The 13,920-nt window shown below is 73.2% G+C and carries 14 protein-coding genes; 7 read left to right on the forward strand and 7 right to left on the reverse strand.

Features of this window, described 5'->3' with window-relative positions; genetic code table 11:
• Positions 1-16: 16 nt before the first annotated feature.
• From LG396_RS24000 to LG396_RS24010, 3 genes are all read right to left on the reverse strand, one after another.
• The gene (locus LG396_RS24000) at positions 17-2,476 is read right to left on the reverse strand and encodes a SpoIIE family protein phosphatase (protein WP_308190121.1); all 2,460 of its coding nucleotides are present in this window, start codon (positions 2,474-2,476) and stop codon (positions 17-19) included.
• 110 nt (positions 2,477-2,586) lie between these two features.
• Positions 2,587-3,507: a hypothetical protein gene (locus LG396_RS24005; RefSeq protein WP_225796337.1), complete on the reverse strand. Its 921-nt coding sequence runs from the start codon at positions 3,505-3,507 to the stop codon at positions 2,587-2,589.
• Positions 3,504-3,911, reverse strand: a complete 408-nt coding sequence (locus LG396_RS24010; protein ID WP_225796338.1) for a hypothetical protein — start codon at positions 3,909-3,911, stop codon at positions 3,504-3,506. The genes LG396_RS24005 and LG396_RS24010 overlap by 4 nt, the downstream gene beginning before the upstream one ends.
• 201 nt (positions 3,912-4,112) lie before the next feature.
• Here LG396_RS24010 and LG396_RS24015 point away from each other — a divergent pair, with 201 nt between their 5' ends.
• Genes LG396_RS24015 through LG396_RS24025 form a run of 3 tightly spaced genes read left to right on the forward strand, consistent with a single transcriptional unit; the run spans position 4,113 to position 7,465 of the window.
• The gene (locus LG396_RS24015) at positions 4,113-4,520 is read left to right on the forward strand and encodes a tetratricopeptide repeat protein (RefSeq protein WP_037750276.1); all 408 of its coding nucleotides are present in this window, start codon (positions 4,113-4,115) and stop codon (positions 4,518-4,520) included.
• A 6-nt stretch (positions 4,521-4,526) separates the two neighbouring features.
• Positions 4,527-6,362 (forward strand): helix-turn-helix domain-containing protein, encoded by a 1,836-nt coding sequence (locus LG396_RS24020; RefSeq protein ID WP_225796339.1) that lies wholly within the window; start codon positions 4,527-4,529, stop codon positions 6,360-6,362.
• A complete protein-coding gene (locus tag LG396_RS24025; protein ID WP_225796340.1) occupies positions 6,323-7,465 on the forward strand; it encodes a CHAT domain-containing protein in 1,143 nt (380 codons plus the stop codon). Before LG396_RS24020 ends, LG396_RS24025 begins: the two co-directional genes overlap by 40 nt.
• Before the next feature lie 76 nt (positions 7,466-7,541).
• Here LG396_RS24025 and LG396_RS24030 read toward each other — a convergent pair whose 3' ends face one another.
• Positions 7,542-8,639, reverse strand: a complete 1,098-nt coding sequence (locus tag LG396_RS24030) for a beta family protein (RefSeq protein WP_225796341.1) — start codon at positions 8,637-8,639, stop codon at positions 7,542-7,544.
• Between the two features lie 263 nt (positions 8,640-8,902).
• Between LG396_RS24030 and LG396_RS24035 the strand changes: the two genes are divergently transcribed.
• The 4 genes from LG396_RS24035 (at position 8,903) to LG396_RS24050 (ending at position 10,630) form a co-directional block, all read left to right on the forward strand.
• Positions 8,903-9,217 carry a hypothetical protein gene (locus tag LG396_RS24035; protein WP_225796342.1) on the forward strand — a complete coding sequence of 105 codons (315 nt, stop codon included), beginning with the start codon at positions 8,903-8,905 and terminating at the stop codon, positions 9,215-9,217.
• A gap of 97 nt (positions 9,218-9,314) precedes the next feature.
• On the forward strand, positions 9,315-9,785 hold the full coding sequence (locus LG396_RS24040) for a hypothetical protein (RefSeq protein WP_225796343.1): 471 nt from the start codon (positions 9,315-9,317) through the stop codon (positions 9,783-9,785).
• A gap of 105 nt (positions 9,786-9,890) precedes the next feature.
• Positions 9,891-10,316 (forward strand): ester cyclase, encoded by a 426-nt coding sequence (locus LG396_RS24045; RefSeq protein WP_225796344.1) that lies wholly within the window; start codon positions 9,891-9,893, stop codon positions 10,314-10,316.
• A gap of 56 nt (positions 10,317-10,372) precedes the next feature.
• The gene (locus LG396_RS24050; RefSeq protein ID WP_225796345.1) at positions 10,373-10,630 is read left to right on the forward strand and encodes a hypothetical protein; all 258 of its coding nucleotides are present in this window, start codon (positions 10,373-10,375) and stop codon (positions 10,628-10,630) included.
• Positions 10,631-10,634: 4 nt separating this feature from the next.
• On the opposite strand, the gene LG396_RS24055 is transcribed toward LG396_RS24050, so the two are convergent.
• From LG396_RS24055 to LG396_RS24065, 3 genes are all read right to left on the reverse strand, one after another.
• A complete protein-coding gene (locus LG396_RS24055) occupies positions 10,635-11,561 on the reverse strand; it encodes a hypothetical protein (RefSeq protein ID WP_225796346.1) in 927 nt (308 codons plus the stop codon).
• A gap of 229 nt (positions 11,562-11,790) precedes the next feature.
• Complete coding sequence (locus LG396_RS24060; RefSeq protein WP_027744029.1) at positions 11,791-12,375, reverse strand: TerD family protein; 585 nt, start codon at positions 12,373-12,375, stop codon at positions 11,791-11,793.
• A gap of 158 nt (positions 12,376-12,533) precedes the next feature.
• The gene (locus LG396_RS24065; protein ID WP_225796373.1) at positions 12,534-13,904 is read right to left on the reverse strand and encodes a BTAD domain-containing putative transcriptional regulator; all 1,371 of its coding nucleotides are present in this window, start codon (positions 13,902-13,904) and stop codon (positions 12,534-12,536) included.
• Positions 13,905-13,920 lie beyond the last annotated feature (16 nt).

Consider the following 13,920-nt stretch of genomic DNA (forward strand, 5'->3'; position numbering starts at 1 on the left):
AAACGCCGGCCGCAGCTCAGGCCTGTGGGCTTGTGGCTTCGGTGGGGAGGAGTTGTTCGGCCCAGATGGTCTTGCCCTCCGACGTGTAGCGCGTTCCCCAGCCCTGGGCGTACTGGGCCACCAGGAACAGTCCGCGGCCGCCTTCGTCGTCGGCCTGGGCCTGGCGCAGGTGGGGCGAGGTGTTGCTGCCGTCGGAGACTTCGAGGATCAGGTTCACGTCGCGGATGAGGCGCAGGTCCACGGGGCCGGAGGCGTGGCGGATGGCGTTGGTCACCAACTCGCTGACGATCAGTTCCGCGGTGAAGGCGAGGTCTTCCAGGTCCCAGGCCGCCAGTTGCTCGGCGGTGAAGGACCGGGCCTGGCCGACCGCGGTGAGTTCGCACGGCAGGTGCCAGCTCGCGACGTTCTCCTCGTCGATGGAGCGCGGGCGGGCGACGAGGAAGGCGACGTCGTCGCGGGGGCGGTCCGGGAGCAGGAGGCGCTCCATGACCTCGCAGATCTCCTCCAGCGGGCGGTCGGGGTACGCCAGCGCGAAGGCCAGCCGGGTGAAGCCGACGTCGATGTCGCGGTCGGAGGAGGCGGTGATCAGGCCGTCGGTGTAGAAGGCGAGGACGCTGTCGTCCGGGATCTCCAGGTGCGTGCATTCGAAGGGCAGGCCGCCCAGCCCGAGTGGGGGTCCTGCCGGGATGTCGAGGAATTCGACGGCCTTGTCGGGGTGGGCGATGGCGGGCGGGGGGTGTCCCGCGCGGGTGATGTCCGCGGTACGGGAGATGGGGTCGTACACGCAGTACAGGCAGGTGGCGCCGATCACGCCGGGGATGTGGCGGTCTCCGGTCTCCGCTTCGTCGAGGTGGGCGACCAGGTCGTCGAGGTGCGAGACCAGTTCGTCGGGCGGCATGTCGAGGGCGGCGAGGGTCTGGACGGCGGTACGCAGGCGGCCCATGGTGGCCGCCGCGTTCATGCCGTGGCCGACGACGTCGCCGACGACCAGTCCGATGCGTGCGCCGGAGAGGGGCAGCACGTCGAACCAGTCCCCGCCGACGCCCGCGTGGGTGTCGGCCGGCAGGTAGCGGTAGGCGACGTCCACGCCGGTAGGGGCCGGCAGGTCCTTGGGGAGGAGGTGGCGCTGGAGGGACAGGGCGGCGCGGTGTTCGCGGCCGAAGCGCCGGGCGTTGTCGACGCAGACGGCCGCGTGGGCGGCGAGTTCCTCGGCGAGGAGCAGGTCGTCGGCGTCGAAGGCCTCGGGGTTCTTCCAGCGCACCAGGGTGGCCACGCCCATGGTGACGCCGCGGGCGCGCAGGGGCACCACCAGGTGGGAGTGGATGCCGACTTCCCTCAGCTTGTCCGAACGCACCGCATCCTGCGCCAGCCAGGGCGTCGACAGATCCACGGTGGGGTCCAGCACGGGACGGCCCGTGGTGACGCAGCGCTGCTGGGGCGACGTCGCGGAGTAGTTGACGGGCGCCCCCAGCGGCACCACGGATTCCGGCAGGTCCTTCCGGATGGACTGCTGGGCGCGTCGGATCAGTTCGGCGGAGCCGGCGGTCAGGACCGGATCGGGCTCGTGGCCGTGGAGGACGGCGGCGGAGAGGTCGACGGCGACGAAGTCGGCGACCTGCGGCACCAGCACCTCGGCGAGTTCCTCGGCGGTACGTTCCAGATCCAGCGTGCTGCCGATGCGGATACCGGCCTCGCTGATCAGGGTGAGGTGCCGCCGTACCTGGTAGTAGCTGGTGACGTCGAGTACCGCCTGGCCCATCCCCAGGGTGTGGCCGGTGAGGTCCTGGAGTCTGAAGGACGAGCGGGAGCGGACGTGCGGCAGGTGGGAGGAGGAAGTGGCCGGGGGATCGACGTGGGAGACGGCGACCTGCGGCTCGCCCGTCTCCAGCACCTCCAGTGCGCGGGCTTCCGTGACCGGACCGGCCTCTTCGGGCACGGTGTCGGCCAGTGGCCGGCCCAGTTGCAGCCGTGCGGGGACGCCCTCCATGCGTTCCAGGGCAGGGTTGATCATGGTGAGCCGCAGTTGCGGGTCCACGACCGCCAGCCCGAACGGGGACTCGGTGAACAGCCCGCGCAGGATCGCGTGCTCGCGTTCCCGCGCCTGTGCGGTGGCGTAGTCCGTGGCCACGACGAGCCAGCTCGCCCCGCGATCGAGCCCCAGGGGCGTCAGCTGCGTCCTGACCTGGAGGCGGCTGCCGTCGTGACGGTACGCGGTGAAGGTGGCCGTCCACCCTCTTCCGGCCCCGTTGCGTCCGGCTGCCTCCCAGCGCTCGACCCACGGGATATCCAGGAACTTCGTGACCGGCTGTGCGACCGCGTCCGGCGCAGCGTAGCCGAAGAGTGTCTCCGCGCCGTCGCTCCAGTGCTCCACCAGGCCCTCTGGGTCGACCACTATCGCGGCATCGGTGATGTCGAACCGATAGCCCTCTGTCTCCCCGCCAGACGCTTGCGGCCTGTCGGCGTGCGGTGATCCCACATCTCAATGGTGCATCCGTTCGACGGAGCGCACCAACGGGCGCCGCGGGATCCGGGAGAAGATCACTGGTCAGAGGCTTCTTTGCCGTTCGGCCCGCGGTCAGGTGCCCGTCAGGTGCCCTTGCGGAGGACCCGGGTGACGGCTTCGCCCGCGGGGCGGGTGAGGGGGCCCGGGCTGGGCAGGCCGACCGCGGTGGCCAGTTTGCGGCCGTAGAGGTCGACGCCGGCCTCGACGAGTTCGGCGAGTGCGTCCGTAGCCGCGCGGCCGCGGCGCCATCCGGCGAGGAACGTCGCCGCGGCGATCAGCGCGGCCGGCCACCACCACGCGGCGAGCACGCCGTAGGGGACGCTCCAGGCCAGCAGGCGCAGCGCCGCGTCGTACGACTCCCGTGCGCTCCGGAGCTCGGTGCGTGCCGCGTCGGGGAGGATCAGCCACAGGCGGGACCAGGCGGAGTCCAGGTCGAGGCCGTAGGTGGCGAGCACCCGCTCGTCGACCGCGTGGACGCGGTCGCCCGCCCAGGTGGGGCGGGTGGGCTCGACCAGGGCGATCCGGTTGCGGGCGGCGTTGAGTTCTTCGATACGGGCACGGGCGGCAGCGGTGAGGCGGCCCCCGGGTGCGGCCGGTGCCGCGGCCGCCTCCTCCACCGCCCGCTGGAATGCCGCTTCGGCCGCCGTCCACCTGCCGTGGCGCCGCGCGGTGCGGCGGCGGGTGAGGGCGGAGGCGGGGCGGGGCCAGGAGCCGGTCCACCAGTCCTCCACGACGGTCGCGAACGCCTGCACCGCCAGGGCCGTCCCGGCGGAGGCGAGCAGTACCGCCGTCGCGGCCAGCGCCACGCCGCCCGCCGAGCGTGCGGCGGAGCTGGCGGCCAGGGTGTCCACCCGCTCGGCGGCGGCGGTGACGTCGTACCAGTCGGCGTGGCCCAGCAGCGCGCCCAGGGCGACCGTGCCGAGGAAGAGCAGGCCCGCGGGTACGAGCTGGCCGGCCCAGCGGGACGCCAGGTTCCTGCCGAGTTCGGTGAGGAAGGCGTTCATGACAGCGTGCGCCCGCGCAGGGGTTCGCCGTAGAGCCGGCAGGTGCGCGCCTCGGGGGCCTGGTTGCGGGCGGAGACCGTACGGGCGCAGAGGCCGCGCGGGCAGACCAGGACGTCCAGCACGGGGTGGCCGTCGAGCGGCGGGAGTCCGCCGATGCCCGCGCCCCGGGTGGCGGCGCCGAGCCCGCCCGCCACGCCGCTGCGCCGCAGCAGCTCGTTCAGCGCGCCGAGCGCCGCGAGGGTGCGCTGCTCGCGCGTCGCGTCGTGGCCCTGCCGCAGCTCCGCGACGATCCGGTCGAACTCCGCCTCCCCGCCGGCCGCGACCGCCGTACGCAACGTGTCCAGCAGGCCGCACACGCGGGCCAGGGTGTGCATGACGGTGTCGTCGGGTCGGGCGTCCGCCATGCCGGGTACCTCCCCATCGCCGTCCGCCGCTCGCGCCGCCGTCACTCGCGCCGGCGCTCACCCGGCGCTGTCAGGATGACACGGGCATGGCACCCGGATGAGGCATTCGGTCTGGTTTTGTTCTCGCCCGCTCTGTCGCCCCGTGCCAGACTTGTCGGAACTGCGCACGTGCTCAACTCGACTACCTGAGGAGCCGGTTGCATGTTTCGGCGAAGGCGCAGACAGAAGCAGGCCGAGGCCGCCGCCGCGGCTGCCGGTGACGCCACGGGCGGGAGCGTACGGTTCTCGACCCTGCCCTCGGAGACGGCGGCACGCCAGGAAGCCGCCACCGGCGACCCGGTCGCGATGAACCGGCTGGGCATCATCCTGAAGACGAACGGCCGGCCGGACGAGGCGGCCGAATGGTTCCGCAGGGCGGGCGAGGCGGGCAACAACGACGCCATGGCCAACCTCGCCACGTACCTGATGGGCCAGGGCCGCAACGAGGAAGCGGCGCAGTGGTTCGAGCGCGCGGGCGGCCCGCTGGGCGCGGCACTCGCGGCCAGGCTGCGCGGGCAGCCCGACGGCGACACCGGGCCACCGGGCGCCCCCGGAAACCGGGCCGGGTGAGCGGACTTGTTCGACGGCTGGGGCACCCCCGGCTATCAACTGCTGGTCACCGCCTGCCAGCAGGGCAGCGACCACCACTCGGAGTACGAGCGCACCGGACGCCTTCCGTCGCTGGAGCGCGCCATCGGCCTCTTCGAGTCCGTCCTCGCCACCGCGCACCACATCGACATCAGAGCCGCCGCGTCGAACGGCCTGGGCACGGCGCTGTGGTCACGGTACGAACGGTCCGGCCGGCCCGCCGACCTGGACGCGGCCGTCGACCTGTTCCGCAGCGCCATCGGGCTGTTCCCGCACGAGCGCGCCGCGATGCTCCCCGCCTTCCACGCCAACCTCTGCGGCGTCCTGCAACTGCGCTGGCTCCGCACCCGGTCCGAGGACGACCTCACCGGCGCGCTCACCGCGGCCCGCGCCTCGCTCGCCGCCACGTCCGACGGTGACCCCCTGCGGGCCAGCCGGCTCAACAACCTCGGCAACGTGCTGCTGAGCGTCCACGGCCAGCGCCACGACTCCGCCGCGCTCACCGAGGCGGTGGACGTGCTGCGGCGCGCGGTCGGCTGTGCTGCTCCCGGTACGGACATCCACACCTGGGTCCGCTCCAATCTGGCCGAGACGCTGTGCCACCGGTGCGCCACCGAGGACTACCGGGACGTCGAACTGCTCCACGAAGCCGACCGGCTGGCGCGCGAGGTCCTGCACACCACGCCGCGCGGCCACCCGCTGACCCCCCGATTCCGGTCGAACCTCGCCCTCGTCCTGCTGCACCGCTTCCGGGCCGAGGGCCACTGGCAGGGACTCGCGGAGGCGGCCACACTGTCCCGGCGCGCCCTCGCGGCGACCCCGAAGGGGCACCCCAACGCCGCGGAGCGGCGCACCACGCTGGCGGAGATCGATCGCGCGGCCGTCCTGCAGCGCCTCGGCGTGGACGCGACGGCGCTCTCCCGGCCCGGGGCCCTCGACGCGCTCTTCGGCGGTGACGCCGAGGACCCGGTCGGTGGCGGACGCACGGGACGTGGCCCGCGTGGGCCACGGCTCCGGCTGCGGTTCGCGCTGCGCGGGCTGGTACGCGTCCACGAACGGGCCGTGCTCGCCGTACCGCAGGGTCATCGCCTCCACCCCGCCGTACTGCAACTGCTGGGCGGCGTCCACGCGCTGAAGTACGCGGTCCTCGGCGACCGGGCGGCCGGTGCCGCCGCCGCCGAGTGCTTCCGCCGCGTGGCCGTCGACCCGACGGCTCCCGTACGCGACCGGCTCCACGCGGCGCGCCGCTGGGCGATGACCGCCCTCGACACGGCGGGCGACACCGCGGGCGACGCCGCGGGCGACACGGCGGGCGACGCCGCCGGCCTGGAGCCGTTCGCCCTCGCGGTCGCCCTGCTGCCGCGCGCGGCGTCGCAGCAGATCAGCCGCGCCCAGCGCGAACGCCACCTGGCCGAGGCCTCGGGGCTCGCCTGCGACGCGGCCGCCTCCGCCGTACGACTCGGCCGGCCCGAACGCGCCTTGCAGCTTCTGGAGCAGGGCCGCGGCGTACTCCTCGGCCAGGCGCTGGACGCGCAGACAGAACTTTCCGGGCTCCGCGCACACCACCCCGACCTGGCCGACCGGTACGTCGAGTTGAGCACCGCGCTGGACCGCCCGCCGGGCCCCGGCTTCAGCTCCGCCCAGGCGCTGCTGACCACCGCCACCGCGCCCCTCCAGAGCGAGGACCGGTACGCGCTCGCCAAGGACCTGGAGGCGCTGCTCGACGAGGTCAGGAGCCGCCCGGGCTTCGCCGACTTCCTGAAGCCCCCGCAGGTGGAGGACTGTTGTCGGCGGGATCGGCCGAGCAGCCCGTCGTCGTGGTGAACGCCTCGCGGCTGGGCTGCCACGCACTGCTCCTGGACGGCGGGGCCGCACGCGCCCTCCCCCTGCCGGCCCTCGAATACCCCGACCTGCTGCGCCGGGTCCGCGACTTCCACGCCGCGGTCCGTACCGCCGGCGACCCCGAAGCGCCCCTGGCCGAGCAGCAGGCGGCGCAGGGCACGGCCCGCGCCACCCTGGGGTGGCTGTGGGAGGTGCTCGCCCTGCCGGTGCTCGACGCCCTCGGCCTGGCCCCTGCGCCCGCCGGGCCGCACCCCGCAGCGCCCGCACGGCCGGGTGCCGGGCCGCTGCCCCGGCTCTGGTGGGTGCCCACCGGCCCGTTGACCGCGCTACCGCTGCACGCCGCGGGCCCCGCCGGCACGACGGCCGCCGACGGCGTCGACGGGGTTCTCGGCGGGGTCCTCGGCGGGGTCCTCGACTGCGTCGTGTCCTCGTACGCACCGACCGTCCGCTCCCTCATCCACGCACGGCGCCACGAGGGCACCCGGGACCCGGGCCGGACCGGCGCGGGGCCGCCCCGCCCCCTCGTCGTCGCCATGCCCAGGACCCCCGACGCGACCGACCTGCCCGGGGTGGACGAGGAGACCACCGCGCTGACCGCGCGCTTCCCCGGGAGCCGGGTGCTGACGGGACCGCGGGCGACCCGCGCCGCGGTGCTGGCGGAACTCCCCCGGCACCGCTGGGCGCACTTCGCCTGCCACGCCGTCGGCGCGGCCGACGCGGTCTCCGCCGGCCACCTCCTGCTCCACGACCACCGGACGGCCGCACTCACGGTCACGGACGTGGCCCAACTCCGGCTGCGCGACGCCCGGCTCGCCTACCTGTCCACGTGCGAGACGCACCTGGGTCCACGAGCGCTCGCCGACGAGGCGCTGCACGTGGTCGGCGCGTTCCACATGGCAGGGTTCACGCACGTCATCGGCACCTTCTGGCGCGTCGACGACCAGATCTCCCCGGCCGTGGCCCGGCACTTCTACGCCACCGACGACACCCCGGCCCGGGCCCTCCACGCCGCGATCCGCGCCCAACGCACCCGCTACCCGGTCACGCCGACGCTGTGGGCCGCGTACCTCCACGTGGGCGCGTAACCGGAACCTGGGAAGTCGCCCCAGGACTCGACCCGGCGAATCGTCATGCGGCTGCAGTGAGTTGGCGAAGACGCGGCTACGGCACGCCCAACGTGCGCAGGGAATCCGTGACGACCGCCAGGTGATGCGAGGTTGCCCAGGCACGCCAGTCGGCCGGACGGCCCGCCTTCCGGCGAAGCCTTCGTGCGCAGACGGCGAGTTGTTCATCTCCCCAGGAGACCGACTCTCCGTGAACGGGCCAGAGGCCGGAGTGCAAAAGATCCTCACAGAGGGCGAAGAAGCCGTCGTTCCCCGGGTGGTGGTTGTGCGAGATCGACACTGCCCAGTCCTCGCCCACGGTGTAGCGAAGGTTGGGCGCCGCACGTCGTCCCGGTGCGACGCTCATCGCGGTGTGAGTAATCCCGTAGTCCCCGAAGTCAGGCGCCTGGCCGCGGAAGGCGTGGGCGACCTTCCGCCAGAGTGCGGCGTCCCACCGACGGAAAGGGTGCAGGCGCTCGCGGGGAAGTCCGCGGAGTGTCGGGGGAAATGCGCCGGACGCCACGGTCACGGAACGCCAGGACGTCCGGCTCGCCCAGCGCAGGGCGTACAGCATCCGAGGTACGGCTTCGGCCACTGCGGTGTCGCAGGAGACATGGCCCGCGTCCAAGAGCAGGTCGATCTCCTCGGCCGCCAGAGACAGACCACTCAAGGTTTCTGCTGTCAGCCGGTCGGCCAGCACCGGGTCGCCAGGCATCCAATCCAGGCAGAGGCGCATCACCGCACCGCCCCTGTGCGCGCGCTGGACATCCCGTACCTCGGCGAGCGCGCACTTCGGATCGTCCGGCCGGAAGACCGGTAACAAGGTGAGCAGCCAGGCGCCGAACGACTCACTCAGCCAGCTCAGCGGGGGACCGCGCCAGACCCCTCCCACCGGCCCGTGCCGCCAGAGTGCACCGCAGTCCACAGCGAGGTCGAGGCCTGCGGGAAGGTGTTCCCAAGCGTTCTGGCGGAACGTTTCCAGAATGTCCCGCACCTCTCTGTCCGGCACGACCTCCATGACAGGCCGCACCATCTCCTGGACCTCCGGTGCCATGTGGCCGAGTGCGGTGAACTCGCCGAGTTTGCCCTTGAATATCGGAACGTACGCCATGGCAGCTCCCGAGACACCGGTGTGGCCAGCCGCCTCGGCTGCCATCTGCTTCGAGAGTGCGGGGAGCGGCCGCAGCACGACAGAACCAAAATGAGTCATTCACTCCTTTCATGGTTGATAGTGCGATGCGGGAGGAACCAGGGACGGAGGAGGTCCCCTCGCCGCGTACTCTCAGACCGGGTTGCCGGTGTGGAAAGCGGCCCGCATTGAGTAGCCGTACTCATGCCGTGCCGACGGCACCGCTGCACACTCGGGTCAAGTCCGCCGAATCCGGCTCACGGAGGCCCGCTGTGGATACCGCTCCGTCCTTGCACCCCCTCGCGACCGCGAGGCGGGGCAAGCCGTCCACCGCGGAGCGGGTGGTCCTGGTGGCCACCGTGGTGTTCCTGGACATGGTCGTCATCGCCTGGATGCTGTTCACCATCAGCTGGTCGAAGCCGTGGCTGCCCGGATCCACCGACATGTCGGAGTCGGCGCGGGTCGACGCCGCCCAGGTCGGAGCGGGCATCATCGCGTTCTGGGTGCTGACGCTCGGCTTCGGCCGACGCTGGGGCCTGCTCACCTTCCAGGTGCTGTTCCTGGGGGCGGCGACGCTGGTGTTCTGGCTGAGCGACTTCCCATAACCCCCACCGAATCCCCCGCCGAAACCCCACACCCGGCCCCCGCCACCCCGCACGTAGTCTTCTTCGGCAACAGATGGGCCGACCGTGGCGGGAGCGCATGCGATACGTCGTTGTGGAGCAGAGGGACCGAGGGGTCTTCTGGCACGACCCGAGCGCCTACCTTGCGGCTCTGCCGCACATCGCAGAGGACCTTCCTGCCGGCGCGCGAGCCCACGCCTCCGATCCCGGTCACTACGACTTCTACGCCGAGCGCTGCGTGAAGGACCTCAAGCTGACTGCCCTTCCGCCGACATCACCCACGCCGTCCGCGTTCGATCTGCGCTTGCTGTGCTGCCGGGGTGAAGACGAGCACGGCCTCACGTTGCGCTACTCGGGCGTGACCGAGGCGAGCGTGGCCGCGGACGACGGCGGACCGTTCGAGCTGACGGACTTCAACAGCCTCCGGCTCGACGAGGTCCTCCCCCACGAGCAGGGATGCAGTCACGAACTGCGGTTCACTCTGGGCACTCTCCATATCGTCTGCGCCGACTTCGAAGCGATCTGGGATCCTGCCCCGCTGCCGCGCTGACGGTGCACCCTGTCGCGTGAACCGGGGCGGCGGAGGCGGCGGGTCTCGGGGCGGTCGGCCTAATGTGAGGTCGTCCGTCTGCTCACCGCTCTCCGCGGAGGCGTCATGTCGTTCCGCAAGACCCTGGCACGCCGGTTCCTGGAGGAGACGGAGGACCGGGACCGCGTGGCCGCCTACGACGAGTTGTGCACCGGGGACTATCTGGAACACGACCCGGCCATGCCGCAGGACCCGGTTGGCCGCGACGAAGCCCGGCGGGTCTACCGGGAGTTGCTCGCGGCCTTCGAGCTCCGGCACACCGCGGACAGTCTGATCGCCGAAGGTGATCTGGTCGCCGCCCGGTTCACGGTCCGCGGGCGCCACGTCGGCGAGTACCGGGGCTTTCCGCCCAGTGGCAGGACCTTCGAGGTGACCGGCCAGGTCACGTTCCGGTTCCGCGAGCGGATGATCACCGAGACGTGGCTCAACTGGGACGCGCAGGGAATGCTGGAACAGCTCCGGCCCTCCTCGGGTGCGCCCGGGGCCGGGTAGCCCGACCAGTCGTCGGCCGTGCGGCGGCCATCCGCTCACACGGGCCGGCCGGTGCCGTGCTCGCCCGCAGCACGGCCGAGGGCACGCCGGACTTCCGGGTGCTCGAAGTGGAGGTGGGCGGGCGGCTCGCCCTCGACCGCATCACCGTCCGCGGCGGGTCCCTGGGCAGCGGCGCCGGCCTGTTCAACAATTACGGCACCCTCACCCTCAACCACAGCACCGTCGAGTCGAACCACGCCCGGGAGTTCGGCGGCGGTATCGCCACCAACGGCGATGCGGGTTCCCCCGCCCCGGTCCCCGGCTGCGTCGGCTGACCGGTCAGGATTCGCAGAGTGGCATGGCGCGTACGTATCCGCCGGCGTTCTCGTCGTCCGTGCCCAGGAAGGCGTCGGCCGAGCCGGGCCGGCACTCCACGGCCTCGATCTTGTAGCCCGGGAACGTACCGAGGACCCGCGGGGACGGTGCGAGCGTGATGCGTACGCGGCCGTTCTGCGCCACCGTCACCCGGCCCGCGTCGCTCACCGCGGAGTCGAACGGGCCGTCGTCTCCCGCGTCCGACGCCGAACCCGCGAGGATCCGCCCGGAGGCGGTCACCGAGATGTCGGAGATGTGCCGGGTGCCGTCGTCGACCGGATACGTCGACCGGTAGGGCCGGTGCGTCACCGCGCCGAACTGCGGCTGCCCCCACGGGGCGAACGTCAGGGGCGCCGCGTACAGCGTGGCCGGGCGCTCCGGGCCGGCGCCGCGGTCCGCCCACAGGGCCGCGAGCCGCCCGTGCTGCTCGACGAGCGCGAAGCTCTCGAAGTCGTCGCCCTCGCCGATGGCCGGCAGCGGCGCGTAGTCGACGACCGTGGCGGTGGCGGCGGCGACCGTCAGGCGGTAGACGATGCCGCGGCTGGCGAGCGCCAGGTACTCCCCCGGCGCGCCGGGGACGGCCTCGATGGCCTCCAGGTCGACGGGCTCCGGCCCGTCCCAGGTCATCGGGGTGGCCGTGGCGGACCCCTCCCCCTGGGTGATCCGCGACAGGCGGCGCTGCCCGGGCCCCTTGTTGTCGTGCACCACCAGGACCCCGGCCTCGGCTCCGGTCGCCGTGCCGGCCTCGTACGCGGCGCCGCTGACTCCGCTGCGGGCGTCGCCCCCGACCTGCTGCCACACCTCGTCCGCACCGGCGGGCGCGGTGCCGGCCACCGCCAGGAGTGCGGCCGCCGCGGCGAGCCAGGCCGTGCACTGCGTGGGGAGTTTCACCGGGGGGACTCGCTCTCTCTTGCCGACGGGGCGCGGGACTCACGCCAGGGCGGCAGGTTATTGATCACGGCGAGCGGGGCCGGCGGCGGTTACCCCGATTGCCGGAGCGCGCGGGCGGGCGCACCGAAGCACAACCCCCGGGTCCGTGGACCCGGGGGTGGGGGTGCCGGTACGGCGTTCGCCCAGGGGGCGGCGTCCTGGACGTTCGCTCCTCGGGGCTGCCGACCGGTTACTTGCCTGCGGCGAAGCGCATGAGCGCGCGCTCGTCGCCCTGCTTGATCTTCCCGTTCTCGTTGATCACCTGCAGTGTCCAGTTCGCGCCGTTGCGGGTCGCCTTCGCCACGGCGCAGCCGTTGTCCGCGGAGAGCAGGCTCGGCCAGATGTCGGCGACCTGCTGCGTGCTGCCCCCCGACGCGTCGTACACCTTGAAACTGATGTTCCGCGCCTTCTGGAAGCTGCTGCCCTTCTTGTACGCGGCGGCGACGAACACGATGGCGGTGATCTGGGCCGGGACCCGGGAGAACTCGACGGTCACGACCTCGTCGTCCCCGTCGCCCTTCCCCGTCTGGTTGTCGCCGCTGTGCACCAGCGCACCGTTGCCGAGCGGGTCCAGCGAGTCGAGCCCGGCCAGCCGGACCGGGTCCGCTCCCGCCATGGCGATGGCGATCAGGTCGAGGTCGGTGCCCTTCGTCTGCCGCAGCTTGCCGATGAGCCCTCCGCTGCTCCCGACCGTGGGGTCCCACGAGACCCCTATCGACAGGTGGGTGACACCGGCCAGGTCCGCCGGGTCGTCATCTTTGGTGAGCGTGATCATTCCCGATCCCTTGGTGGTAAGAGAGTGCCTTGCGAAGTGGCTCTGGTGCGTGCCCGTGGATACCCGGCGCGACAGACACTTCGTACCTGGAACATACCTTCCTCCGCCGAACGCCCGGAAAGGGCGACAGGCCGGAGCGCCGGGCATCGGTGTGCCCGTCACCCCGTACAGCCCGCGCCGTCCCGCGCCGCGCAGGTGCCCAGGGAGCACCAGCGGCGGCGGCCCGGGGCGTCGAGGAACAGCCAGCCGCAGTCCGGTGACGGGCATGCGGTGACGGTGAGGCGGTGCGGGTCGGCGAGGAGGTCGGCGGCGCTGCGGGCCACCGCGAGGACCGGGAGCCGCAGGCCCGTCGCGGCGGGGAGCCGCCAGCGGCCGAGGCCGTCCTCGTCGAGGTGGAACTCCGCCACCCGGGCGGCCGCTTCCGCGGCGCGCGCGACCTGCTTGAAGGCGCGCCGGTCCGCCGGGGCGACGAAGCAGGCGTGCATCGCGGTACGCAGTTCGCGGGCCTCCGCCAGCGCGTCGAGGGCGGCGGCGGGCTGCTGTTCGGCCTGTTTGAGGAGCTGGGTGACCAGCCAGTCCTCCAGCAGGCCGAGGTGCCCGGCCCACACCGCCAGCGCCCGGTAGCCGGTCAGCCACTCCGCGCCGGTCTCGCGGGCGCCGTCCCAGCCGGCCCACGTGTTGCAGAACTCCAGGGCGGGCTGGCCGCTGGTGTGCAGCGGCAGGCGTACGTCGCGGACCTGCACGGCGTACGCGGGCAGCGGCGGTTCGTCGAGCGACGGGTCGGCGCTGAGCACCTTCGCGTGCACGTCCCGCAGGGCGGGGCCGGGGGCGACGCCGAGTTCGGCGGCGAGGGCGAGGCGGGTGGTGCGGTAGACGTCGAGGGCCTCGGCCTGCCGGCCGGCGCGGTACAGGGCGGTCATCAGCGCCGCGACGAGCCGCTCGCGCAGGGGGTGGCGGGCGACCAGGGGCCGGAGTTCGGCGGCGAGGGGGGCGCCGTCGTCGTGCAGTCCGTCGCGGCCGGTGCGGAGCCGGTCCTCGGCGCGCTGTTCCTGGGCGGCGAGGCGCTGCTCGGCGAGTTCGCCGCCGAGGCGGTCGCGGAGTTCGCCGTCCGCGAGGCCGTCGAGGAGTTCGCCGCGCCACAGGGCCAGGGCCTCCTCGGTACGGCGCAGCCGCTCGGCGGGGTCGCGCAACGCGGCGGCGGCGCGGGCCCGGTCGGCGAACTCGGCGGCGTCCGTCCGCCACCCGCCCGGCTCGGCGGCGTAGCCGTCGCCGCGGGTGGCGATGCGCACCCCGTACGGCCGGAGCGCCCCCCGCAGCCGGCTGACGTAGGTGTGCAGGGTGCCGCGGCGTCCGTCCCGGTCCCCGTCGTCCGGCTCCCACAGCAACTCCGCCAGCCGCCCGGCGGCGACGGTGCGCCCGGGCGCGAGGAGCAGCACCGCGAGCAGCAGCCGCTCCTGGCGCCGCCGGCTGAAGGAGACGGGGGCGCCGTCGCGTACCGCCTCGAAGGGGCCGAGCAGGCGGAACTCCAACACGAGGGCAGCGTAC

It is taken from the genome of Streptomyces aculeolatus, assembly GCF_020400605.1.
Classification (GTDB): domain Bacteria; phylum Actinomycetota; class Actinomycetes; order Streptomycetales; family Streptomycetaceae; genus Streptomyces; species Streptomyces aculeolatus.